General features: G+C 71.6%; 19 protein-coding genes. 4 read left to right on the top strand and 15 right to left on the bottom strand.

The window, feature by feature from the left end; all coding sequences use genetic code 11:
• Positions 1-147: 147 nt before the first annotated feature.
• Complete coding sequence (locus P3T29_RS12540; RefSeq protein ID WP_280716456.1) at positions 148-1,011, top strand: lysozyme; 864 nt, start codon at positions 148-150, stop codon at positions 1,009-1,011.
• 63 nt (positions 1,012-1,074) lie between these two features.
• Positions 1,075-2,163, top strand: a complete 1,089-nt coding sequence (locus P3T29_RS12535; protein ID WP_280716455.1) for a hypothetical protein — start codon at positions 1,075-1,077, stop codon at positions 2,161-2,163.
• A gap of 42 nt (positions 2,164-2,205) precedes the next feature.
• Here the strand turns inward: P3T29_RS12535 and P3T29_RS12530 are convergent, their stop codons facing one another.
• From P3T29_RS12530 to P3T29_RS12495, 8 genes are all read right to left on the bottom strand, one after another.
• Complete coding sequence (locus P3T29_RS12530) at positions 2,206-2,874, bottom strand: O-methyltransferase (protein ID WP_280716454.1); 669 nt, start codon at positions 2,872-2,874, stop codon at positions 2,206-2,208.
• A 69-nt stretch (positions 2,875-2,943) separates the two neighbouring features.
• The gene (locus tag P3T29_RS12525; protein ID WP_280716453.1) at positions 2,944-3,627 is read right to left on the bottom strand and encodes a DedA family protein; all 684 of its coding nucleotides are present in this window, start codon (positions 3,625-3,627) and stop codon (positions 2,944-2,946) included.
• A 175-nt stretch (positions 3,628-3,802) separates the two neighbouring features.
• Positions 3,803-4,771: a carbohydrate kinase gene (locus tag P3T29_RS12520; protein ID WP_280716452.1), complete on the bottom strand. Its 969-nt coding sequence runs from the start codon at positions 4,769-4,771 to the stop codon at positions 3,803-3,805.
• A gap of 35 nt (positions 4,772-4,806) precedes the next feature.
• Complete coding sequence (locus P3T29_RS12515) at positions 4,807-5,796, bottom strand: zinc-dependent alcohol dehydrogenase family protein (RefSeq protein ID WP_280716451.1); 990 nt, start codon at positions 5,794-5,796, stop codon at positions 4,807-4,809.
• A 28-nt stretch (positions 5,797-5,824) separates the two neighbouring features.
• A complete protein-coding gene (locus tag P3T29_RS12510; RefSeq protein WP_280716450.1) occupies positions 5,825-6,679 on the bottom strand; it encodes a carbohydrate ABC transporter permease in 855 nt (284 codons plus the stop codon).
• Positions 6,676-7,512, bottom strand: a complete 837-nt coding sequence (locus tag P3T29_RS12505; RefSeq protein WP_280716519.1) for a sugar ABC transporter permease — start codon at positions 7,510-7,512, stop codon at positions 6,676-6,678. The genes P3T29_RS12510 and P3T29_RS12505 overlap by 4 nt, the downstream gene beginning before the upstream one ends.
• Before the next feature lie 166 nt (positions 7,513-7,678).
• Positions 7,679-9,043 carry a sugar ABC transporter substrate-binding protein gene (locus P3T29_RS12500; protein WP_280716449.1) on the bottom strand — a complete coding sequence of 455 codons (1,365 nt, stop codon included), beginning with the start codon at positions 9,041-9,043 and terminating at the stop codon, positions 7,679-7,681.
• 191 nt (positions 9,044-9,234) lie between these two features.
• Positions 9,235-9,996, bottom strand: a complete 762-nt coding sequence (locus tag P3T29_RS12495; protein ID WP_280716448.1) for a DeoR/GlpR family DNA-binding transcription regulator — start codon at positions 9,994-9,996, stop codon at positions 9,235-9,237.
• A 344-nt stretch (positions 9,997-10,340) separates the two neighbouring features.
• Here P3T29_RS12495 and P3T29_RS12490 point away from each other — a divergent pair, with 344 nt between their 5' ends.
• Positions 10,341-12,191, top strand: a complete 1,851-nt coding sequence (locus P3T29_RS12490) for a BTAD domain-containing putative transcriptional regulator (RefSeq protein WP_348532822.1) — start codon at positions 10,341-10,343, stop codon at positions 12,189-12,191.
• Here the strand turns inward: P3T29_RS12490 and P3T29_RS12485 are convergent.
• The 7 genes from P3T29_RS12485 to P3T29_RS12455 form a co-directional block, all read right to left on the bottom strand.
• Entirely contained in the window at positions 12,115-12,753 is a 639-nt protein-coding gene (locus tag P3T29_RS12485; RefSeq protein ID WP_280716446.1) for a helix-turn-helix transcriptional regulator, read from the bottom strand. The two genes, P3T29_RS12490 and P3T29_RS12485, sit on opposite strands and share 77 nt — an antisense overlap.
• A gap of 24 nt (positions 12,754-12,777) precedes the next feature.
• Positions 12,778-13,515, bottom strand: a complete 738-nt coding sequence (locus tag P3T29_RS12480) for a hypothetical protein (RefSeq protein WP_280716445.1) — start codon at positions 13,513-13,515, stop codon at positions 12,778-12,780.
• Positions 13,512-14,246 (bottom strand): hypothetical protein, encoded by a 735-nt coding sequence (locus tag P3T29_RS12475; protein WP_280716444.1) that lies wholly within the window; start codon positions 14,244-14,246, stop codon positions 13,512-13,514. The genes P3T29_RS12480 and P3T29_RS12475 overlap by 4 nt, the downstream gene beginning before the upstream one ends.
• A gap of 17 nt (positions 14,247-14,263) precedes the next feature.
• A complete protein-coding gene (locus P3T29_RS12470; RefSeq protein WP_280716443.1) occupies positions 14,264-15,739 on the bottom strand; it encodes a hypothetical protein in 1,476 nt (491 codons plus the stop codon).
• Between the two features lie 22 nt (positions 15,740-15,761).
• Complete coding sequence (locus tag P3T29_RS12465; protein ID WP_280716442.1) at positions 15,762-16,037, bottom strand: hypothetical protein; 276 nt, start codon at positions 16,035-16,037, stop codon at positions 15,762-15,764.
• Entirely contained in the window at positions 16,037-20,443 is a 4,407-nt protein-coding gene (locus P3T29_RS12460) for an FtsK/SpoIIIE domain-containing protein (protein ID WP_348532819.1), read from the bottom strand. The genes P3T29_RS12465 and P3T29_RS12460 overlap by 1 nt, the downstream gene beginning before the upstream one ends.
• A 99-nt stretch (positions 20,444-20,542) precedes the next feature.
• The gene (locus P3T29_RS12455; RefSeq protein WP_280716440.1) at positions 20,543-20,839 is read right to left on the bottom strand and encodes a WXG100 family type VII secretion target; all 297 of its coding nucleotides are present in this window, start codon (positions 20,837-20,839) and stop codon (positions 20,543-20,545) included.
• A gap of 462 nt (positions 20,840-21,301) precedes the next feature.
• On the opposite strand from P3T29_RS12455, the gene P3T29_RS12450 reads away from it, so the two are divergent.
• Positions 21,302-22,654: an RICIN domain-containing protein gene (locus P3T29_RS12450; protein WP_280716439.1), complete on the top strand. Its 1,353-nt coding sequence runs from the start codon at positions 21,302-21,304 to the stop codon at positions 22,652-22,654.
• The last annotated feature ends 64 nt before the right edge of the window (positions 22,655-22,718 follow it).

The raw sequence follows: 22,718 nt of genomic DNA, 5'->3' as shown, positions 1-22,718 counted from the left end.
CGCTCCGGAGTATGTCGTCGGCTCACACTTCTCGGTGCGGGTTGATGTGGGATCAACACCGTGGCGCGGCTGTCGGGTTCATGACTAGCCTCCTTGCTGCGCGGTCACGCCGATCGGCACCGGCCGCACCCGGACCAAGGAGCGCTCATGCCAAGTACCGCACCTTCGTTCCACCTCTCCCCACTACGTCACACCCGCCACCTGCTCCGCCAGGGCGCCGTCGCGCTCGCGGCGGGCGCCGTACTGCTCGCCACCGCCGCCGCGCCCGCGAACGCGGCCGGGCCCACCACGCCTCGCGGCTACCACCCCGAGCGCGACTTCGCCGGTTCGACCGTCGTCGCGCACGAGGGCAGATCGCACACCGGCACCATCCGCCCGCTGGTCTCCCAGACCCCCGGCACGGACGTCTCCAGCTGGCAGGGCAACGTCGACTGGAGCGCGGCGGCCGCGGACGGCGCCAGGTTCGCGTATGTCAAGGCCACCGAGGGCACCGGCTACACCAACCCGTACTTCGCCCAGCAGTACAACGGCAGCTACTACGCCGGCCTGATCCGGGGCGCCTACCACTTCGCCCTCCCGAACATCTCCAGCGGTGCGACCCAGGCCAACTTCCTGGTCGACCACGGCGGCGGCTGGTCCCGCGACGGCAGGACGCTGCCGCCCGCCCTCGACATCGAGTACAACCCGTACGGCGCGAGCTGCTACGGGCTCAGCCAGGGCGCGATGGTCAACTGGATCCACGACTTCGGCAACACCGTGGCGAGCCGGACGGGCCGCTACCCCGTCATCTACACCACCGCCGGCTGGTGGAGCGCCTGCACCGGCAACAACGGCGGCTTCGGAGGCACCGACCCGCTCTGGATCGCCCACTACGCGAGCAGCGTCGGGACCCTCCCGGCCGGGTGGGCGTACCAGACCATCTGGCAGTACTCCGACTCCGGCAGCCTGCCTGGTGACCAGAACCTCTTCAACGGCGCGATCGACCGCGTGCAGGCACTCGCCAACGGCTGACACGCCCACCACCTGGTGGCCCGCCGGACGGAACCGGCGGGCCACCGGGCCACAATGGGCGCCATGAAGTGGATCTATGCTCTGGCCGGGCTGCTGCTGCTGGTCTTCACCACCGCCAGCATCCTGCGCACCCTGGTGGTGCCGCGCGGACTGTACTCCGCCCTGGTCACCCGCATCTGGATCATCCTGCGGGCCGTCCTGCGGCGGCTCACCCCGGCCTCCGGCGGCTACGCCGCGAAGGACCGGGCGCTGTCCTGGCTGGCACCACTGATCCTGCTCGCCATGCTGGCGACCTGGCTCAGCAGCATGCTGCTCGCGTACACCCTGCTGCTGTTCGGCACTTCCGGCCTGCCCTTCGGGATCGCCTTCCGGGAGGCCGGCTCCAGCCTCTTCACCCTCGGCTTCGCCAGCGGGGACCGGCTGCGGCTCTCCGCGCTGGACTTCCTGGCCGCCGCCACCGGCCCGCTGATCACCGCACTGCTGATCGCCTACCTGCCCACCCTGTACGCGGCCTACACCCGCCGCGAGGTCGAGGTGACCCTGCTCCAGAGCCGGGCCGGCGAACCCGCCTGGGGCCCCGAGCTGCTGGCCCGGCAGTCCCTGGTGGACACCGAGACCGCACTGCCGCAGCTCTACCGCGACTGGGAGCGGCTCGCCGCCGACATCGGCGAGGGGCACTCCAACTACCCCGTGCTGCTGTCCTTCCGGTCACCGCGACCGAACCGCAGCTGGGTGGTCGGGCTGCTCGCGGTGATGGACGCGGCCGCCATACAGCTCGCGATCTGCCCGCGCTCCGCCCCGCCCGAGGCCCGCCTCGTCCTCCGGGCGGGCTTCACCGCGCTGCGGGACATCGCCCGGACGCTGCGCATCGACTTCGACAGCGACCCCGAACCGAACAGCCCGATCCGGCTCACCTTCGACGAGTTCGACGCGGCGGTCGCGATGGTCGCCGCGAGCGGTGTCGTCAAGGAACGCCCGGTCGCCGAGGCCTGGCCGCACTTCCAGGGCTGGCGGGTCAACTACGAGGCCCTCGCGTACGAACTGGCCCGCCGCAGCGACGCCGTACCCGCGCTCTGGACGGGCCCGCGAGACTTCCCCGCCACCCCCATCCCCCCGGCCCGCCCCGCCGACCGCCGACCGGGAACGCGGTGACCCGGCGAGCGGCGCGGCGAGGGCGAGCGGTCCGGCGTCCGCTCAGCTGCCGACCCGGATCAGGGTGAACCCGTCGTAGCCCTTGACGCCGACCGTCTGCACCGAAGTCGCCGAGACGCGCGGCTCGGCGGCGAGCAGCTCGTGCAGCCGCCGCACGCCGAGGACTCCCGGGTCCGTGGAGCCGGCGTCGGCGACGGCACCGCCGCGTACGACGTTGTCCACCACGATCACCGTGCCGGGGCGGGAGAGCTTGAGCGCCCACTCGAAGTACACCGGGTTGCTGGGCTTGTCCGCGTCGATGAAGACGAAGTCGAACGGCTCGGTGCCATCCGCCACCAGCTGCGCCAGCGTCTCGGCCGCCCGGCCGAGCCGCACCTCGGCGAGCTCGGCGAAGCCCGCGTGCTTGAGGTTGGCGGCAGCCACCTCGGCGTGCGTCGGGTCGATCTCCAGGGTGATCAGCCTGCCGTCGGCGGGCAGGGCGCGGGCCAGCCAGATCGCGCTGTACCCGCCGAGGGTGCCCACCTCCAGGACCCGCCGGGCGCCCTGGGTGAGGGCCAGCAGGTGGAGCAGCTTGCCCTGGTTGGGCGCGACGGCGATCTGCGGCAGCCCGGCCGCGTCGGCGGCGGCGAGTGCCGCCGCCAGCACCGGGTCGTCGCCGATCAGGACGTCGCTGAAGTAGGTGTCGACTGCCGTCCACTGCTGCTGCGCCATACCGGCCTCCGGGTGGTGTCCGTGTCCATGGTCGTGTTCGGACTCGATCCTATCCACCGGTGGTGACAGTCAGTCAGCGATCGGCTCGGCGCGCAGTTCCGCATCGCCGTTCGAGCCGTCCGAGCCGGTCGGCTCGGTCAGGCTGCCGGGCTGGTGCGTCCGGGCGGCCCGGCGCTTCAGCACCCAGGCCGACGCGAGGCCGCCGGCCAGCGCGAGGACCAGCCCGATCCAGGAGAAGCTGCCCAGCCACTTCTCGGCCACCTTGCCGACCTTGTAGACCAGCAGCGTCGTACCACCGGCCCAGCAGACGCCGCCGAGCACGTTGGCGATCAGGAACTTCCAGTACGGCATCCGCAGCGCGCCCGCGAGCGGCCCGGCGAAGATGCGCAGCAGGGCGACGAACCGTCCGAAGAAGACCGCCCACATGCCCCACCGGTGGAACGACCGCTCGGCGGTCGCCAGGTGGTCGGGGCCGAAGTGCTGCGGGAACTTCCGGCCGAGCCGTTCGAAGAGCGGCTTGCCGCCCTTGCGCCCGATGGCGTAGCCGATCGAGTCGCCGATCACCGCCCCCGCGATCGCGCAGAGCGCCACCCCCCAGGGGTCCACCGTGCCCTTCACCGCCATCAGCGTGGCGGTGACCAGCGCGATCTCGCCCGGCAGCGGGATGCCCACGCTCTCCAGCCCGATGATCAGCGCCACCAGCGCGTACACCGAAGTCGGCGGGACGCTCTCGATCCACTGGTCGATGTGCAAGGCGGAAACCTCCGTGGGGCAGGACTCGCGGTGACTCGGGCAGGGCTGGGCCTCCCCCGGAAGGGCAGCCTAACCCGGCGGGCCGCCCGCACCGGTAACGGGCAGCCGCCCGGTGAGGTTCCTACCGGTCGGCGAGGCGGAGCAGCGCGTCCGGCACACTCCGCGCGGCCGGCGATCAGTCCAGGAGCTCGGCGCGGCGCGGCGGGTCGGCGCCCGGGCGGGTGCAGGTGACGGCTGCGGTGCGGGCTGCCAGGACGAGTGAGTCGACCAGCTTCGCGGGGAGCCGCTCCCCGCTGGTGGCGGACCGCAGCTCGTCGCGGGCGAGCGCCCGCTCCCCCCGGCCGCCGCCGAGCAGCCCGGCCCGCAGCAGGCCGCTGAGCAGGCCGGACATGAAGGCGTCGCCCGCACCGACCGTGTCCACCACCTCGACCGGGGTCGGCCGGACCTGGTGGCTGCCGTGCTGCCAGAAGGCCCGCGCGCCGCCGGCCCCGAGGGTGAGCACCACGAGCGAGGGGCCGGTCCGCGCCCACCGCTCGGCCACCGCTGCGGCGTCGTGCCCGGGGTAGAGCCAGCCGAGGTCCTCGTCGCTGGCCTTCACCACGTCGCTGAGGGCGACGAGTTCCTCGACCCGAGGCCGCTCCTGCGCCGCCGTGCCGAGCAGCGCGGGCCGCAGGTTCGGGTCGTAGGAGACGGTGGTCCCCCGCTGCGCCGCCCGTACGGCCGCGAACACCTGCGCGGCGCCGGGGGCGAGCAGCGCCGCGATCGATCCGGTGTGCAGGTGGGCGACCGGGCCGGTGGTGGCCGGGTCGGTCGCCGCCGCCGGCAGGCTCCAGCGGACGTCGAAGCGGTAGCTCGCCGCGCCGTCGGCGTCGAGGACGGCGGTGGCGGTGGACGTCGGGGCGTCGACCACCGACCCGTCGGTGAGCCGCACGCCGCTCTCGCCGAGGTGGCGCCGCAGCTCCAGGCCGTACGCGTCGCCGCCCATCCGGGTGGCCAGGCGCACCGGGTGGCCGAGCCGGGCCAGGCCGAGCGCCACGTTCGCGGGGCTGCCCCCGGGGACGGCGCTCCGCCGGCCGTCCGGTCCCGTCAGGATGTCGGTGAGCGCCTCACCGATGACCAGGGTCGACGGCTCCGCGGCCGGCATGTGTCCTCCTTGCTCTCCGGGCAGGCTGCCCGGGGTCACGGCGTGATGACGATCTTCCGGCCCTTGCCGGCCTGGAACTGCCGCAGTGCGGCGGCGTAGTCGGCCAGCGGGAGCCGGTCGCTGATGAAGACCTGCGGGTCCAGCACCCCGGCGGCGAAGAGCTCCGACGCGCGCTCGTAGCTGTGCAGGACCGCCATCGAGCCGGTGATGGTGATCTCCTGGTTGTAGATCCGGTAGGGCTCGATCGTCGCACGGGCGGCGTAGTCCGCGACGCCGAACTGCAGGTAGGTGCCGCCCTTGCCGACCCGGCCCAGGGCCTCCTGGATGGCCCGCTGGTTGCCGGTGGCGTCGATGACCACGTCCCAGCCGCGCGGCCGCTCGATCTCGTCGGCGGCGGTGACGGCGTTGCTGCAGCCCAGCAGGCGGGCGGCGGTGAGCCGTTCGCTGTTGATGTCGACCACGTCCACGCTGGCCGCGCCGGTGCGTTTGGCGAGCTCCAGCATCATCAGGCCCATGGTGCCGGAGCCGTAGATCAGCACGTTGCTGGCCAACCGGCTGCGCAGCACGTCGTATCCGCGCACCGCGCAGGAGAGCGGTTCGATGAGGGCGGCGTCCTGGGTGCGGACGTGCTCCGGCAGGCGTACGCAGTTGGCAGCCGGGGCGAGGGCGAACTCGGCGGCCGCGCCCGGGACGGTGACCCCGATCGCGGCGAAGTGCTCGCACAGGTTGCTCCGCCCGATCCGGCAGTAGTGGCACTCGTGGCAGGGCAGTGAGGGGTCGACGGCGACCTGGTCGCCGATCGACAGCTCCCCGACGCCGGTGCCCACGGCGACCACCTCCCCGGCGAACTCGTGGCCCGGGACGATGGGCAGGGTGGGCGCGAACTCGCCCTGCAGGATGTGCAGATCGGTGCCGCACAGGCCGCAGGCCGCCACCTTGACGACCACCTCCCGAGGGCCCGGTGCCGGATCCTGGACGGTCTCCACACTCACCACACCGGGCGAGCTGATGACGGCAGCCTTCACCGCACTGCCCCCCACGCGATCTGATCGGTCATTTGACTGCCCCCAACGAGAGGCCCTGGACGAGCTTGTCCTGGGCGGCGAAGCCGGCCACGAGCACCGGCACGGACACGCACACGGCGGCGGCGCACACCTTCGCCAGGAAGAGGCCCTGGCTGGTGACGAAGCCGGTGAGGAAGACGGGTGCGGTGCCGGCGACGACGCCGGTCAGCACCCGGGCGAACAGCAGTTCGTTCCAGCTGAAGATGAAGGAGATCAGCGCGGTGGCCGCGATGCCCGGCATGGCCACGGGTGCCACGATCCGCAGCAGGACGGTCGGCAGCCCCGCGCCGTCGATCGAGGCGGCCTCCAGGATCTCCTTGGGCACCTCGGCCAGGAAGGAGCGCATCATCCACACCGCGATCGGCAGGTTCATCGAGGTGTAGAGGATGACCAGCAGCCAGATGTCGTCCAGCATCCCGGCGTTCTGGGCGATCAGGTAGATCGGCAGCAGGCCCGCCACGGCCGGCAGCATCTTGGTGGACAGGAAGAAGAACATCACGTCGGTCCACTTGCGCACCGGCCGGATCGACAGCGCGTAGGCGGCGGGGACCGACAGCAGCAGTACCAGCAGGGTCGAGGCGACGCTCGCCGTCAGGGAGTTGATCAGCGGCGGCCACGGGCTCACCCCGCTGCCCGCACCGAAGAACTCCCGGTACCCCTGCAGCGTGAGCCCGGCCCCGACGCTCGGCGGGTTGGTCGCGGCGGCCGGCTCACTGTGCAGCGAGGTGAGCACCATCCAGGCGAACGGCAGGAAGAAGAGCACCCCGCCCAACCAGGCCAGCAGCCCGAGCAGGGCACTGTTACGGCGGGCCGAGGCCCGGCTGGACACTGCGGCGGCCGTCATGACGACTCCTCCCGGAACAGCGACGAGACGGTCCTGAGCGCGAAGGTCGCGAGGAGGATGGTGCAGATGACCACGAGGACGCCCTCGGCGGACGCCTGGCCGTAGTCGTGGCCCTGGTAGAAGGTCTGGTAGACGGTGTACGGCAGGTTGGCGGTGCCCAGCCCGCCGGAGGTGATCGTGAAGACCGCGTCGAAGTTCTGCACCACGTAGATGCTGCCGAGCAACGCGGCGAGTTCCAGGTAGCGGCGCAGGTGCGGGAAGGTGAGGTAGCGGAACACCTGCCAGGTGCTCGCGCCGTCCACCCGGGCCGCCTCGACGACGTCCATCGGCCGGCTCTGCAGCCCGGCGAGCAGGATCAGCATCATGAACGGCGTCCACTGCCAGATCAGCGAGATCTCGACCGCGATCAGCGGGGTGTTGGAGAGCCAGTCCGGCTGCGGGGCGGGCGCGCTGCCGAACAGACTCCAGAGCCAGGTCAGCGTGCCGTTCAGCAGACCGTAGGAGGCGTTGTAGATCGCGTGCTTCCAGAGCAGCGCCGAGGCTGCGGGCACCACCAGGAAGGGGGTGATCAGCATCGTCCGCACGATGCCACGGCCCCGGAAGCGGCGGTCGAGCAGCAGCGCCAGCACCAGCCCGAGCAGCAGGCTGACCAGCACCACGGCGGCGGTCAGCAGGACCGTGGTCTCGATGGACGAGCGCAGCGCCGGATCGTCGAACGCCGCCTTGTAGTTGGAGAGGCCGCCGAACCCACGGTTGCCCGGGTCCAGCGCGTTCCAGCGCATGAACGAGATCACCAGGGTGCCCACGAAGGGCAGTTGGGTGACGACGATCATGAAGACCAGCGCCGGCAGCAGCGGCGCCCGGCGGGACCAGGCGCCGCGCGGCCGGCCCGCCGCCCGGCGCGCGCCGGGTTCGGCGGACCGCGACACCCTGCTGGGGCGTCCGGTGATCGAGGTAGTGCTCACGTGCGTCTCCGCTCGGGTGGGGTGCGCGGGCGGGTCACTGCCCCGCGTACTTGGCGCCGACCTTGGCGGCGAGCGTCTGGCTGTTCTTCAGCGCCTGGTCCACGCTGATCTGGCCCGCTATCGCGTCGCTGATCTGCTGCGAGACCTGGGTGCCCAGATCGGTGAACTCCGGGATGCCGACGAACTGGATGCCCGGCGCGGGCCTGGGCTGGACTCCCGGGTTCTGCGGGTCGACGCTGGTCAGCGCGGTCTTGGTGGCCTGTGCGAACGCCGAGGCGGCGGCCACGTAGTTCGGGTCGCTGTAGGTCGAGGCGCGCTTGCCGGCCGGGACGCGGGACCAGCCGAGGGTCTTGCCGACCAGCTGCTCGTACCCCTGGCCGGAGGCCCAGGAGATGAACTTCCAGGCGTCGCCCTGGTGCGTGCTCGCCTTCTGCACACCCCAGGCCCAGGTGTAGAGCCAGCCCGAGGCCTTGGTCTGGTCGGCCGGCGCGGGCACGTACCCGACCTTGCCGGCCACCGGCGAGTCCGAGGCCTCCAGCGAGCCGGCCGCCGAGGTCGCGTCGTACCACATGGCGACCTTGCCCTGCTCCAGGTCGTTGAGGCACTCGGTGAACCCGGCCTGCGGCGCGCCCGCCTCACCGTGCGCCCGCAGCAGGTTCACGTAGAAGTTCGTCGCGGCGGTGAAGGCCGGGGCGGTCAGCTGGGCCTGCCAGTTCTGGTCGAACCAGGTACCGCCCATGGTGTTGGCCACCGTGGTCAGCGGCGCCATCAGCTCGCCCCAACCCGGCTGCCCGCGCAGGCAGATGCCCTTCATGCCCGGCTGCGCGCCGTCCGTCTTGGCGGCGAGGTCGGCGACCTGCTCCCAGGTCGGGTTGGCGGGCATGGTCAGGCCCTTGGCCGCGAAGACGTCCTTGCGGTACATCAGGAACGACGATTCGCCGTAGAACGGCTCGGCGTAGAGCTGGCCGTTGTACGTCAGCGCCTGCTGGATGGTGGGCAGGATGTCGCTCTGCTGGAACCCGGTGTCGCCCGCTGCGGGCCCGCTGAGCGAGGCCAGCCAGCCGTTCTTCGCGTAGAACGGGACCTCGTAGTTGCTGATGGTCGCGATGTCGTACTGGCCGGACTGGCTGGAGAAGTCCTGGGTGAACTTGTCCCGGGCGTCGTTCTCCGGCAGCACGGTGAAGTTGACCTTGATGCCGGTGGCCTTGGTGAAGTTGGCCGCCGTCAGCTTCTGCAGGTCCTCCATCTGCGGGTTGTTCACCATCAGCACGTTGATGGAGTGCGCCTGCGAGCCACCGCCGGCGCCACCGGCGCCGCTGCAGCCCGCGAGGGTGGCGCCGCAGAGGACTACCACGCCCAGCGGCACGGTTCTGCGCAGGACTGTCTGTCTGATCGTCATGATGCGTGTTCCTTCTCTCGGTGAACCCGGTCGGGTGGGACGGGTTCGGGGCACGTGCGACCGAGGCGGCGGCCGGACGTCCTGCGGAGACGGCGGCAGCCGCGCCACGACCACCGGGGGGGTGGTGCCTCAAGCACGGGGTTGTTCGAGCGCGGGGTTGTTCAAGTGCGGGTCTTCTCGGGCCTGGTGCCTCAGGCCCGAATGACGTGCGGTCCCAACAGGGCGTAGCGATGGGCTTCCGCACTGGACAGTTCGGCGTCGGTGACGATCGTCTCGAAGTCGCCGACCTCCGCGAAGCGGCAGAAGCTGCTGGCTCCGAACTTGCTGTGGTGACCCATGAAGACCCGCCTGCGGGACACCTCGAGGGCCTTGGCCTTGACGTCGGCCACCACCGGATCGGGGGTGGTCAACCCGAGGTCGCGGGAGATCCCGTTCGCTCCCAGGAACGCCAGGTCGATGACGAAGCCCGCCAGCATCGCGCAGGCCCAGGAGCCCACGGTGGCCATGGTCCGGGCACGCACCCGGCCGCCCAGCAGCAGGACGGTCATGTTGGCCGAGTCGGCCACGGCCGCAGCGGTCGACAGCGATGCCGTCACCACGGTCAGCGGACGGTCGGCCGGCAGCAGCGCGGCGAGGATCTGCGGGGTGTAGCCCTCGTCGACGAAGACGCTCTCCGCCTCGCCCACGAGCTTGACGGCTTCGGCCGCGATCCGGCGCTTCGCCTCCACGTGCCGGGTGACGCGCTGCGCCAGGTCGGTCTCGAAGCCGGTGCTCTCGACCGGGTAGGCGCCGCCGTGGGTACGACGGATCAGCCCCCGGCGCTCCAACTCGCTCAGATCGCGCCGGATGGTCTCCACCGCGACCGAGAAATCAGCGGCCGCAGTGGTGACCTCGACGCGCCCCTCCTGACGGGCCAGTACCAGAATTCGGTGCTGCCGCTCCGCTGCTCGCATCTCCGGTGCTCCCTCCGCCCGTTCGGACATCGGAAGCCCGAATGCGCCCGTGCAAGATTTATACCCCCGTGCCGGGACGACGAACAGCTCCGTGGCAGACCGGAACAGGCCCGAATTCTGCCCGCTCCCACCGGAGATGACCGCAGGTCAGCGACTTCGAACAACCCGGCGGCCCACCCTGGATGCCCGAATGCCCAGATTCCGGCCCCCGATGACCGACCCCACCGGTCATTTGGCCGGGGACGGCTGCCGGACCACGGGTTCCGCCCTGGTCAGGGCACGCCGATCGAACACGGTCATGAGGCTTGACCCGGCTGTTCGACTCCGGCCACACTCGGACCCCGATGGCCTTGGTGGGCCGCAGTCCTGTGCCGATGGTGACGAAGCACCACCTACCGGAGTTCGAACCGGACGCTGTCACGGGAGCAACCCGGAGCCACTGCGGAACTGTGTCCGGGAGCGGTCGGCAGACCCATGCCCTGGGCCGGGGTACTGCCGACAGATGCCCTTTTCGTACCACCAGGCGACGTAAGGCAGCCCAACGCCCGCATGCGCGCCGAAACTCTGCCTCCCCCGAGGGAGAGACCGTCGTGACTCCTCCCTCTCGTGAACGAGAGGGCTTCTCACTTGGCTCCGCAAAGCCTCGTGACGGCCAAACCCTGACCGCTGTCCGAGGACAGGTCACTGGTAGTACTCCAGCGCTTCGCGCGTCAGCGACCAGAGATGCGTCTCCCACCCGGCCTGAGGGCCCGGATTTCCACGCAAGGAGAGAGATGGAGAACGGTTGCCTGAGGGTTGAGACTCTCGGACCACTACGCGCGTATGCCGAAGGGCGGGAGCTTCCCCTCGGGCCGCCCAAGCAGCGCGCCGTGTTCGCCGTTCTCGCGCTGAGTGCCAACAGCGTCGTCCCGCGTGACGAGCTGATCGACCACATCTGGGGCGAGTCGCCGCCGGTCACCGCCGCCGGCAGCCTCCACACCTACGTGTCCGGCCTGCGCCGGACCCTGGCCGGTCTGGGCGAGCCGCTGACCAGCTCGGGATCGGGCTATGCGCTCCGGCTCGGGCCCGGGCAGCTCGATGTCAGAGTGGTCGAGTGGCTGACGGCCCGGGCCCGGACCAGTCGGGCCCGGCAGCAGCCGTCCGCTGCGGTCGACGCCTTCGACCAGGCACTGGCCCGCTGGCACCCGGGCTCCGCGCTGAGCGGCCTGCCGGGTCCGTTCGCTGCCCAGCACCGTACGTGGGTGGCGGAACTACGGCTCCGCCTGCTGCTGGAGCGCGCCGAACTTCTCCTTGAACTGGGGCAACCGACCACAGCGGCCGACCAGTTGAGGGGCCAGGTGGCGGGCAACCCCTACCACGAGCGGTTGCGTGCCCTGCTGATGACGGCGCTGCGCCGGAGCGGTCGGACGGCCGACGCGCTCGCGCAGTACCACGACGTGCGCAAGCTGCTCGCCGAGGATCTGGGGATCGACCCGTCGGCCGAGCTGCGGGCCCTGTACTCATCGATCCTGACCGACAACGCCGGGCCGCGCAGCGCCCCGAGGAGGCCGGCGACCGCCGCTCCGGTCCGGCCGGCGCAGCTGCCTCGCGGCGTCGGTGGCTTCGTGGGTCGGGTCGCTCCCGTCCGGCAGGTGCTGGACGCGGCGCGTACCGGGCCGGGTGACGGCGGGGCCGACAAGGCGGGGCGCCCGCAGATCGTGATGGTCGTCGGAGTCGGCGGGGTCGGCAAGACCGCGCTGGCCGTGCACTGCGGTCATCTGCTGGCCGCCGAGTACCCCGACGGCCAGGTGTACGTGAACCTTCGCGGCTTCGACCCCGAGCACCCGGTCCGCTCCCCCGAGGACGCCCTGTACCACCTGCTCACCTCGCTCAACGCGGGGAACATCCCGGCGGAGCATGGGGAGCGGGTCGCGCTGTGGCGCAGCATCGTGCGGGACAAGCGCCTGCTCATCGTGCTGGACAACGCCGCGTCCGCCGACCAGGTCGAGGACCTGCTGCCGGACGGCGGTCCCTCGTTCACCGTCGTGACCAGCCGCAACCGGCTCAGCGGCCTCGTGGTCCGATACTCGGCCCGCCGGGTGACACTGTCCCCGTTCACCGCCGAGGAGGTCGCCGACGTCACGGATTTCCTCCGTGCCCTGGGTGCCGGACCAGCGCCGGTGCCAGCGGAGGACTCGGTGCGCCGCGCGGGATAGCGTGGTTCTGCTGGTGGCGCTGCCAGGCCAGCACGGCCTCGACCCGGCTGCCCGCCCCCAGCGACCTGAAGATCCGGTTGATGTGGTTCTTCACGGTCTTCTCGCTGACATGCAGTCGGGCGGCGATCTCGCTGTTGCGCGCGCCGCTGGACACCAGGGCCATCACCTCGTGCTGACGCCGCGACAGCGCGGCCACCGGGCTGCCGGCATCAGGGTCCGGCACCGAGGCCGGTGGGGCGGGGTCCTCGGTCCCCGGGCGGCCGCCGACCTCGACCACGCTCAGCCGGTACTCCGCGCACAGCCGGCGCGCGGCCGGGGCACCTGGCTGGACGGCGGGGCCGACCACCCGCTCCAGCGAGGTACCCATCACAGACCGGTCCGTGCCGGTCACGGCGACCGCCGCCGGTCTGACGGTGACTTCGACGTAGGGCATGCGGACGATCTCCACGGCCAGGTTCTTGCTGGCGAAGACCTGCCGGATCTGGGCCAGGATGTCCGGGCTCGTGATGGCGATCCGCACGCAGGTAGGACTGATCGGCACGGACGTGGCGACGAGTGTCATACGCCCAGCGTGGCGGAGCCCGCTTCATACTTCCTTCACGTCCGGTCCGGACGGCGTTCGCAGGCCGGCCCCGTCGGCTGTCGCGCCCGCGCCCGCGCCCGATGCCTGGGCCAACTCGGCGAGTTGGGTGAGCTGGGCGAGCACCTCGTCCTCGGTGGGGACGTCCACGCGGTCCCCCCAGCGCAGCGTCGCCACGATCATGTCGAAGAGCAGGACGACGGCCTGCACCGGTGCGGCGTCGACATCCCCGTCGGTCAGCACGGTGAAGGTCAGCAACCCCCACACGCCGGGCGCCTCCGGATGGGACACGTAGTACGAGACCTTCCAGGACGGCGACTTGCGCCGGACCCGGCCGCTGTCGATGACCGAGGCCACCCGTACCGCCGGTGCACCGCCGATCTCCAGTCGGGTCCCGTCGGCCCCCGCATCGGCGAGGATGGCGGCCAGCAGCTGTTCCAGGTCCTCGGTCTCGTCCTCGCCTTCGAGGACGGTCACCAGCATCGATCCGGGCAGCCGGATGCCACTGAACTCCTGCAGCGGCAGCAGGACCGAGCGGGCACTCTGCCGCGCGGCCTCGTCGGTCGCCTCGGTGAGTTCCTTGCGCAGCATCCGGCGCCACGGAGTCGCCTTGTCCCGGGGCAGCGAGTCGGGCAGGTGATGCTGGATCACGTCGCCGATGATCCGGTGGCGCAGCCTGGCGGTGTCCGGCGTGGTGGGAATCTGCACCCAGCCGTCCGGGAGGACGAGTTCGAAGTCGATCATGCCGGTGCTCCTTCGGTGGCGGTGGCGGTGGCCGCGAGGAAGCCGAGCCGGGCCGGGCCCCCGTCGGCGGGAGCGCATTCGTCGGCTATCTGCTGCATCAACCGCTCGACTCCGTTCCCGATCAAGGCCATCAGCCCCATCTCGAAGACGAGCGTGCTCAGCACGACGTCGATGCCGACACCCGGCGTGGCGCCGGTCGGCGGCACGTCGAGGCGCAGTGCGGCATTCACGCGCGCATAGGCGGCGCCCTCCGCGCTGCGGCACAGGGCGAACACCCGCAGCCCGTCACCGATCGAGGTGGTCACGTAGTCGACGACGGGGTCGCGTGCGTCGCCCTCCATGCCACGGGCGCCGACCAGGTGCATGAGGTAGTTGGGGTCCCCCGTCACGGGCCCGGTGAACTCCACGACGACCGGGACGGGCGACCACCTGGGCCGGCTGTTCACGAACGCCGTGCCCCAGGCCAGCCGGGACCAGGCGGGCAGCGCCTCCGCGCGTTCCAGCAGCCAGCGGGCGGCGTCGCGTCCCACCGTGTCCGACGTGAAGGGGAACGTCCCGGCTGCGGCGGGCCAGGCCGCGCGCGTGGCGGCCAGGCCCTCGGACATCCACTCGTCGAACAGGGCCACCACGTGCTCGGTCCACGCCTCGTCCGCCGGCTCACCCGGTCGGACGACGGGAACCCACTCCCAGTGCCACGGCTGCCGGGTCAGCGCCGTCAGATCGTCGCTCATCGTCGTCTCCTCCGTGCTCACGTGGCGGGCACCTGGCCCGGCGGGTTGACCGAGGGGATCCAGCCCATCAGGCGCCCGCCGGTGTAGATGAATCCGGCGCCGATCCCGAACGCGCCGTTCAGACCGCCCCAGGCGAACCAGAGCGGCGAGATGCCCCCGAGGCCGCCCGCCTTCACGATGGCCGAGAGGTCGAGGGGGCCTTTCAGGCCGGTGAGGATGCCGGCGAAGTCCTTGCCGAACTTCGCCGGATCGGTCAGCAGGGTGGCCCACATCTCTCCGGCGCCCTTGAGTTGGGCCCAGGCCGAGGCCCAGAACCCGGTTTCGGGGGTGATGACGCCGAGCTTGCCCAGCACCCAGTTGGTGGCCGGGTTGTTGAACCAGTCCGACAGGTTCTTCCAGTCGGCGGCCGCGTTCGGCTCCGGCGCCCCGGCCGGAGTGGGGCGCACCGGCGGGGCAGGCTTGATGGGAACGTTGCCCGGCCCGAACGGCCTGGAGAAGTTCGGGGGAGGTCCGCCGGGACGCGGGTTGCCCGGCCCGAACGGCCTGGAGAAGTTCGTGATCGAGCCGGGCGGCTTCAGCGGCACCAGCTCGATTCCGCCGGCTCCGCCCGGCCGGTTGGCGAGGGCGCCGGCCTTGGCGATGCTGGAGATCCCCTTGCCCACCAACCCGATGACGGCGCCCAGGCCGGCCATGCCCAGCCCGACGGCCCCGAGGATGACGTCGACGACGCTGCCCTTGCCGTCGTGATAGAGCACGATGTTGGCGATCAGCGTGACCGCGCCGGCCACCACTCCGGCGATGACCAGCACGTCCACGCCGGGGATGAGGATCGCGAGAGCGCCCAGGATCATGCCGATGATGGCGAAGATCTGGCTGATCTTGGCCATGACGGCGTCGAGCTTGTCCTTGTAGGAGTCGGTCAGCCCGTCGTCGTACCTCCTGGCACTGACCGCGTCGCCGAAGCGCTTGCCGGCCACGTTGAGCGCGTCCAGCGCGTTGTTCAGCCGCGTCTTCGCCGCCGCCAGCTTCGCGTCCGCGTCGGACTGGGCCTTGCTCTTGTCGGTGCCCTTCTGCTGCTCCGCCGGGGTGGTGGTGCCGTCCGAGCTCTTCTGCGGATTCGGCATGCCGTTCGCCTTGGCCTGGGAGCTCTTGGCATCCTCGGCATCGGTCAGCGCACCGGCGGTCTCGGTGAGTCCCTGGTCCAGATCCGGCTCGTACTTGTTGATCTCGTTGGCAACATCGTGGTACCGCACGGCGGCCTTGCTGAGTCTGTCGTTGAGCGAACTCGCCTCGGACCTCAGCCCCTGGACGTACTGGCCGGCGAGGCTGTCGCTGTTGGTGTTGACGATCTGCTGCAGCTTGGCGGTCGCGTCGTCGATGGTCGTGGCGATGAGCGCGTAGCGCTTCTGTGCCGCGACCACCACGTCGGGGTCGGCGTGGACCGGGTCCGACTCCCGGTCCAACGGCGACCAGTCGAGATGCCTGATGCTCATTCGGTCCTCCTTTCCCGGCTCGTCAGCTCTGGAACGAGTCCAGCAGCTGTTGCTCTCCCTGCGTCCACGCGGCGTCGATCTTGGTGACCTTGTCGCGCAGCGCCTTCATGTCCTTGACCATCGCGTCGCGGTGGACGGTCCAGTTGTCGGCGAAGTCGCCCATCGAGAGGTTGGCGTTGAGCTGTCCCCAGAGCCCCTTGTCGTCGTTCTGGAAGTCCAGCGCCCCCTCGAACTGGCTGATCAGCGAGTTGAGGTCGTTGACCAGGTCCTGTAGGTCCTTCACCACGAGGTCTGCCATCAGTGCTCCCGGTTGTCGTGGGCGGGTCTGTCGGGCGGGGCGGGCACCAGCGGGATCCGGGCGGGCAGCAGGCTGCCGCTCCCCAGATGCACCAGGGCCGCGCCCGGTACGACCCTGGCGGCGGTCTGGGAGCGGGACAGCCGGACGCCCACCAGGTCGCCGTCGCTCATGTTGGGCGGCGACAGCAGCACGCCGCGCCGGTTCTTCTTGACCTCCGCCTGCCAGCCGGAGAAGCCGTTCGCCACCGACGCGACCTCCCCGCCGATGATGACGCCTCGCCTGCTCCCGGCGGCCCTGCGGACGAACGCCTTCAGCCAGTCCCGACACATCAGGTCGCGCCAGGCCTCGGCGTCGTCGACCATGAGCACCACCGGACCGTCACCGGGGTCCAGCAGTTCGGCGAACTGCCGCTCGGTGGGCTCCTCGCTGGTGATGACGCCCCGAACGCCGGGCCGGCCCGCGAAGCCGCGCAGCGGGGAGTTCATGGGGGCGCCGATGACCACCTCGGTCCCGCCGCGCAGCAGCGACTCCGCCATGACGGCGAGTGCCGTGCTGCGCCCGGACCGGGACGGCCCGGCGACCAGGAAGGTCGGCTGATCGCCCAGCAGGTCGGCCCCGACCGGCTCCAGGTCGTCGCCGGCGACGCCGATCAGGGCCCACATGGGGGCCGGGGTCCCGACCATCTCCCACGCCTGCTCGAAGGGCAGTTGGGTGGGCAGCACAGCGATCCGGTTGGGACGCGCCGACTTCGGGACCGCCGCCTCGCGCTCGACCAGCCGGGCCGCCAGCGCGTGCACTGCGGCGACCTGGGCCGGGCCCGCCGGGTCGGCCGCCACCAGCGCGACCTGGGTCTCGATCCCGCTGACCGCGCGGTAGCCACGGCCCGGCGGCAGGTTCTCCGGGATCTTCCGCGAGTTCAGCCCGGCCAGGCTGGCGTCGCTGCGGTCCGACAACCGCAGCACCAACTTGTCCTCGCACAGCGAGCTCATCCGGCCGCTCAGCAGCATGTGGTCACCGGCGATGACCACGTGCACCCCGGCGCTGGCGCCTTCGCGGTGGAGGGTCTGGACCAGGTCGGTCAGCACCCCGCCGTCGTACTCGCTGAGGGTTCCCATGAAGCCCTCCCAGCGATCCAGCAGCAGCACGACATGAGGCAGCCGCTCGTTCTCGGCGCCGGCCGCGCGCTGCTCGGCCACGTCGGCGAAGCCGCCCTCACCGAGTAGTCGCTGACGGTTCTGCACCTCGGCGTGCAGGCGCTTCAGCAGCCGGGCGGCCCGGTCCGTCTCGGTGCGCTGCACCACCGCGCCGCAGTGCGGCAGCTTGGTGAGCGGCAGCAGGGCGCCGTTGCCGCAGTCGAGCCCGTACAGGTGCAGGTCGGCGACGCCGGAGGCGCTGGCCGCGGCCGCCGCGAAGGTACGCAGCGCGGCGGAGCGCCCGGAGCGCGGGGCGCCGATGATGTGCAGGTGCCCGAAGGTGGCCAGGTCCACCGTCACCGGCTCCTGGCGCTGCCGAGCCGGCAGGTCCTGGACCGCCCAGGAGAACGACGGATTCCCCGTCGTACCGCCCACCGCCTCCGCCGCCAGCTCGACCACCGGCGACAGCGGCAGCGGCGGCAGCCACGGCCGGCGCTGCGGGGCGATACCCAGCAGGTCGTTGGCCTGCCTGATCGCCGCCACCAGGACCGACAGGTCGGTCACCTCGTCGGTCTCGGCCACGCTGTGCGGGCGCTGCGGCGCGGGCAGTCCGAGGTCCAGCCAGGAGACCGGCTGCAGGAACGGCGGGGCCACTGCGGCCGTCCGGTCGGCCCGTGGGCGGCGGCCCCCCACCCGGCCGGTCTGGAACGGGATCAGCGAGCTGTGCCCGAGCCGGGCGTAGGCCCGCCCCGGGGTTGCCACCGAGATGCTCGCGGCTTCCCGGGCGTCGATGACGTCGGTGCTCTCTCCGGGGTCGGTCACCCGCAGCGCGACCCGCAGGTTGGTGTTGGCGCGGATCTCCGCCGAGACCACACCGGACGGACGTTGCGTCGCCAGGATCAGATGGATGCCCAGCGAGCGCCCGCGCTGGGCGACGTTCACCAGGCCGCTGACGAAGTCGGGCAGCTCGCGCGCCATGGACGCGAACTCGTCGATGACGATGAGCAGGCGCGGGATCGGCGCCAGTTCGGGCCGGCGGCCGGCGTAGTCGAGGTAGTCCTCCAGGTCCTTCGCGCCTGCGGCCGCCAACAGGTGTTCGCGATGGGTCAGCTCGGCGCTCAGCGAGGTCAGGGCCCGTTCGACGAGATGCGTGTCCAGGTCCGTCACCAGGCCGACGGTGTGGGGCAGTTCGACACAGTCCTTGAACGCGGCACCGCCCTTGTAGTCGACCAGGACGAAGGTCATCGCGTCCGGGCGGTTGGCCACCGCCAGCGATGCCACCAGGGTCTGCAGGAACTCCGACTTGCCCGAGCCCGTGGTGCCCGCCACCAGGCCGTGCGGGCCGTGGTTGACCAGGTCGAGGGCGAACGGACCGTTCAGCGAGTACCCGACCACGGCCTTGGTGCTGCGGCTCGAGGAGCGCCAGCGAGCAGCGATCGCGGCGGCGGTCGGATCCTCCAGACCGAGGACCTCCAGCAGGCGCGCGGAGGCCGGCAGTGCGGCCTCGCCCTGGTTCTCGCTGACATCGCGCAGCGGCGCCAGCTGACGTCCCGTCTCCGCGTACCAGCTGTCCGCCACCTCGTCCGCGAGAATGCCGTCGAGCTGCGCGGCGCGCTGCTGGCGGAGGGTGGCCGGTCGCGCGGCGCCTCCGACGACGACGGTCGCGCACTCCTCGGGCAGGGTGCGTTCGTCGGCATCCACGCAGATGCTGTAGACGCCGACCGCAGGGCCTTCCTGCAGGATCGTCACCACGCCGGGCAGCGCCCGTAGTCGTCGGGCACCGTCCAGCACCACGACGACGTCCGGGTCGGCGAACGCGGCACTGGCACCGGCGTTGAGTCGCGCCTGCTGGCGGACGTGGATGAGCTCGATCAGCTCGGCGACCCGGCGGCCGAGCGTCTCGGCGTCGGCGCCGACCAGCGCCAGGGCCTGCTGTCCCAGCAGCGGCCGGGTGTGCGGCAGCCAGGCCGCCCACTGCCACAGGGGCTCGCCCGCCGGATCGGTCAGCACGTACAGCTGCACGTCACGAGGGCTCTGCAGCACGGCCAGCTGGCCGACCAGCCAGCGTGCCATCCGGCGCGGCCAGTCGCCCTGTCCCGCGACACCGACGACTCCGGTCTGCGCGATGGAGAAACCGGCGGGGACGTCCTGCACCGCCCGGAGGTTCCGGTGGCGCTCGGTGCCCTCACCCTCCTCGACGGCGATCTTGGTGGGCAGGTCGGCGACGCCGACCCGGACCAGCAGGTGGTCCGGATCGGTGCGGCGGCGTTCCCAGAGCCGGGCCCTCGGTCCGGTCGCGATGACCAGCAGCTCGGCCGGGTCCGGGCTCGCGGCGCGGCAGTCCAGGCGTTCCTGATCCAGCGCCGCCGCGATCTCGGCCTCGGTGGCCTCCAGTTGGGCCTGGTACTCGACCAGCTGCCGCCGGTTGCCGAGCCGGCCCTGACGCCGCCCGCTGATCCAGTTCCCGACCATCATGACCGGCGACATCGCCGCCATCATCAGGAACATCGGGTTGTGTGTCATCACCGCGAACAGGCCGCCGCCGACGGCGGGCAGGCCGGCCGCCAGCCACGGCAGCGCGCTCGGGGCCGACGGCTTGGGCTGGGTCGGCAGCCGGAACGCGCTGCGCTGCACCGGGGGGAGCAGCCGAGGGGGGCGGTTGTAGTCCAGGTACTCACCGTCGGGAGAGGGTTCGACGACGGCATCCGGGCGCAGCAGGGGGTGCGCCTCCATGATGGCGTCCCCGACCCGGAGTTGGACCGTCTCCCGCCAGGCGACCTCGTGGTCGGGCAGCGGGGCGCGGCCCAGTAGGGCGGCGGGCGCGACAGCGCGCACGTGCACCGAGGCATCGAGGGACACCCGGACGACGGCGGCCACCGCCGCCGCCTGGTCACCGCCCTTGGTGACGTGGACACCGGCGCCGGACCGGATCCGGTGCTCGCCTGCGTCGAGGTACCAGACCCGCCCGGCACCGGCACCCGCCACCACCCTGATGGTGACCAGGCCGGCGCGGCGGCTCGGGCCAGGGCCGGGCCGGCCGAGCCACAGCACGGAGCCGTCGTGGATCCCGCTGCCGGCCAGCGGCCCGGAGAGGTCCAGCAGCTGATCGGCGAGATAGACCGCCGTCACGGCCGAGTCGCCGGTTGGCGGAGCCTGCGACGAATCGAGGCTGTCCAGCAGGTTCTTGACGACGTCGCGGAGCGGCGTCGTGGGATCGGCATCCACGACCACGTCGGCCGACCAGTCCGGGCGCCGGGCAATGGTGATCATCATGGGCATGGTTCCCAACCCCTCATGAGTCCGAGCGCCCGCGCCGCCGTTACGGCCGACGCGGGGCGCGCGTGCGATGCCCGGCCGACTCCGGGCCGGCTACTACTTGTTGAGGGAGCCGGAGAGCTGGGTGTCCATGTCCTGCATCGCGGCCACGGCCTTGTCGAGCCACTGCGACAGCTGGTCCAGCGTGTCCATGGCCTGAGTGGCCGAGTTGTTGAACTCGGTGTGCACGGTGTCGAACTTGCCCGACGCCTGCTCGGTGACGAAGCCGTTGGTGGTCAGGCTGTCGACGATGCTCTTGCACTGGTTGAGCTTGTCGTCGATGTCGGCCTTGTTGCGGCGCATCGTGCTCGCGGTGTCCGACATCTCCTGATACGTGACGTTCAGATTCGCCATGGTGTGTCCCTTCTGGTGGTGCCGAGCGTCTCGGTGGGCACCGACACGTTCGGCTCGGACGCTGTCGATGCTAGGAACGGACCCGGCGGCGGGTCCAGAGCCCCGGCCGAGGGCTTGGGCCCAAGGGCCCAAGCCCTCCCCCTGCTCGGCGTTGACACCTCCCTGACGGGTAGCCAACGCTCAGAGCACACCGAATGCCCCACCCGGCGGTCGACGTGAGGCGTTCCTGACGATCCGATGATCTGACGATCCGGACACCGCCGCGCCGGGCGGGGTGTCCACGAACACGACCGGCCACCCCCAGCCGAGGAGACACAGGTGCCACAGGTGACACTGCCGAGCCGACCCGCCGATCCCGTCCCTCACCGCAGCAGCTGGCTTGCCCGGCTGCGCCGGTCGCGCCGGGCCGAGCCGCGATCGGGGGGCCCTCGTGCCGATCACGGTCTGTGGACCGTGGACCGGGTGGTGCGCGTCCTGGCCACCGCCTGCGACCGCGAGAACCGCGCCGTTCCGGTGGCCCACGCGGTCATCGTCGGGCCCGACACCGTCTGGCTTCGCCTGAAGACCCCCGACGAGCGGCCCCCCACCGGCTGGGCCGCCGATGACGGCGGCCGGACCTGGCACGCTCAGCTACGGCGACTGCAGAGCGAGAGCGTGGCGGAGGCGCTGACGGAGCCGTACCCACGGCTGGTCTCACTCGGCCACACCAGCAAGGGCTTTGTGCTGCTCAACCTCAACCAGGTCGGTGGGATCATCAGCCTGGAAGGCGATCCCCGGCAGGCGAGGGCCCTGGCCGAGGACTGGACCCGTGAACTCACCACGAGCCCGTGGTCACGGGGTGTGCAGGTGGTCCGCATCGGGTTCAACCCCGGCGCCGCAGAGCGGTTCGGGGCGACGGAGGCACCGGCCCTGGCCGACGGCGATGCCGCACTGGCCGACGAGAGCGGCGGCGGGGTGGCGCTGCTGCTCGGTCTGCCCGGCGGCCGGGATCGCGAGTTCATCCACCGGCTGGCCGACGATCCGCAGGGACGATGGTCGGTGGTCGTCGTCGGCCGGGTCGACCAGCCACGATGGCGCTTCACCATCGACTCCACCGGTGTCGTGGACACCGGCCTCCTGGACGAGACCGTGGCGCGCCGGCTGGATTCGACGGCGGACACGCCTGCCCACGAGGAACTCGGTGCCGATCCGGCCGGCCACCCGGTCGGCGGGGCCGCCCACGAGGGCCGCCGACGGCCGTTCGCCCGCCGGTGGATCATCGTCACGACCGTGGTAGTCGCCTGCCTGCTGGGCGGTGCCGTCGTGCTCACGCTGAAGGGGTCCTCGTCGCCCTCCGCACCCGTGGCGCAAGCCTCCGACCACCAGGTGGTGCCCCAAGGAACCGCAGCTTCGAAGGCGACGAAGAGCGCTCCGCCCGCGAGCGCGGCGGCCTCGCACACCACGACCGCCGGCCCGGCGACCGCGCTGGTGAACCCCGGCACCGGCAAGTGCCTCAGCGGATCAGCGGGATCGGACGGCACACCGCTGATCCTCTGGCCGTGCGACAGCGCCGCGAACCAGAAGTGGGACGTCACCTCCGACGGCACGATCCGGACGAACGGCCTCTGCATGGACGCCGCCTGGGGCGCCACCACCGTCGGCACGGTCGTGCAGCTCGCGAACTGCAGCGGCAACCCGGCACAGCGGTTCTCCGTCAGCGGTGACACCATCTACTCCTCGCAGGCCAAGCTGTGCGCGGGCGTGGTGAACGGCGGCACAGGCGTCCAGCTGCTTCCGTGCGACCGGCGCGCGGCCGAGCTCTTCAAACGAGGCTGAAGTCGGCGCGGGGAGAGTCGGGCGGGTGTCAGTGGGCGCTCCCGGCCCAGTTGGACCGCCCACC

Source organism: Kitasatospora sp. MAP5-34, assembly GCF_029894335.1.
In the GTDB taxonomy this organism is placed as follows: Bacteria; Actinomycetota; Actinomycetes; order Streptomycetales; family Streptomycetaceae; genus Kitasatospora.
This window is presented reverse-complemented; position numbering and strand designations above follow the sequence as displayed.

What these genes read in the sequence shown, in the direction of transcription:
- P3T29_RS12490 (WP_348532822.1), top strand. Translation starts at nt 10,341, where the DNA reads ATGGCCTTGGTGGGCCGCAGTCCTGTGCCGATGGTGACGAAGCACCAC.
- P3T29_RS12470 (WP_280716443.1), bottom strand. Translation starts at nt 15,739, where the DNA reads ATGAGCATCAGGCATCTCGACTGGTCGCCGTTGGACCGGGAGTCGGAC.
- P3T29_RS12460 (WP_348532819.1), bottom strand. Translation starts at nt 20,443, where the DNA reads ATGATGATCACCATTGCCCGGCGCCCGGACTGGTCGGCCGACGTGGTC.
- P3T29_RS12520 (WP_280716452.1), bottom strand. Translation starts at nt 4,771, where the DNA reads ATGCCGGCCGCGGAGCCGTCGACCCTGGTCATCGGTGAGGCGCTCACC.
- P3T29_RS12505 (WP_280716519.1), bottom strand. Translation starts at nt 7,512, where the DNA reads ATGATCGTCGTCACCCAACTGCCCTTCGTGGGCACCCTGGTGATCTCG.
- P3T29_RS12535 (WP_280716455.1), top strand. Translation starts at nt 1,075, where the DNA reads ATGAAGTGGATCTATGCTCTGGCCGGGCTGCTGCTGCTGGTCTTCACC.
- P3T29_RS12530 (WP_280716454.1), bottom strand. Translation starts at nt 2,874, where the DNA reads ATGGCGCAGCAGCAGTGGACGGCAGTCGACACCTACTTCAGCGACGTC.
- P3T29_RS12510 (WP_280716450.1), bottom strand. Translation starts at nt 6,679, where the DNA reads ATGACGGCCGCCGCAGTGTCCAGCCGGGCCTCGGCCCGCCGTAACAGT.
- P3T29_RS12465 (WP_280716442.1), bottom strand. Translation starts at nt 16,037, where the DNA reads ATGGCAGACCTCGTGGTGAAGGACCTACAGGACCTGGTCAACGACCTC.
- P3T29_RS12495 (WP_280716448.1), bottom strand. Translation starts at nt 9,996, where the DNA reads ATGCGAGCAGCGGAGCGGCAGCACCGAATTCTGGTACTGGCCCGTCAG.
- P3T29_RS12455 (WP_280716440.1), bottom strand. Translation starts at nt 20,839, where the DNA reads ATGGCGAATCTGAACGTCACGTATCAGGAGATGTCGGACACCGCGAGC.
- P3T29_RS12540 (WP_280716456.1), top strand. Translation starts at nt 148, where the DNA reads ATGCCAAGTACCGCACCTTCGTTCCACCTCTCCCCACTACGTCACACC.
- P3T29_RS12475 (WP_280716444.1), bottom strand. Translation starts at nt 14,246, where the DNA reads ATGAGCGACGATCTGACGGCGCTGACCCGGCAGCCGTGGCACTGGGAG.
- P3T29_RS12500 (WP_280716449.1), bottom strand. Translation starts at nt 9,043, where the DNA reads ATGACGATCAGACAGACAGTCCTGCGCAGAACCGTGCCGCTGGGCGTG.
- P3T29_RS12485 (WP_280716446.1), bottom strand. Translation starts at nt 12,753, where the DNA reads ATGACACTCGTCGCCACGTCCGTGCCGATCAGTCCTACCTGCGTGCGG.
- P3T29_RS12480 (WP_280716445.1), bottom strand. Translation starts at nt 13,515, where the DNA reads ATGATCGACTTCGAACTCGTCCTCCCGGACGGCTGGGTGCAGATTCCC.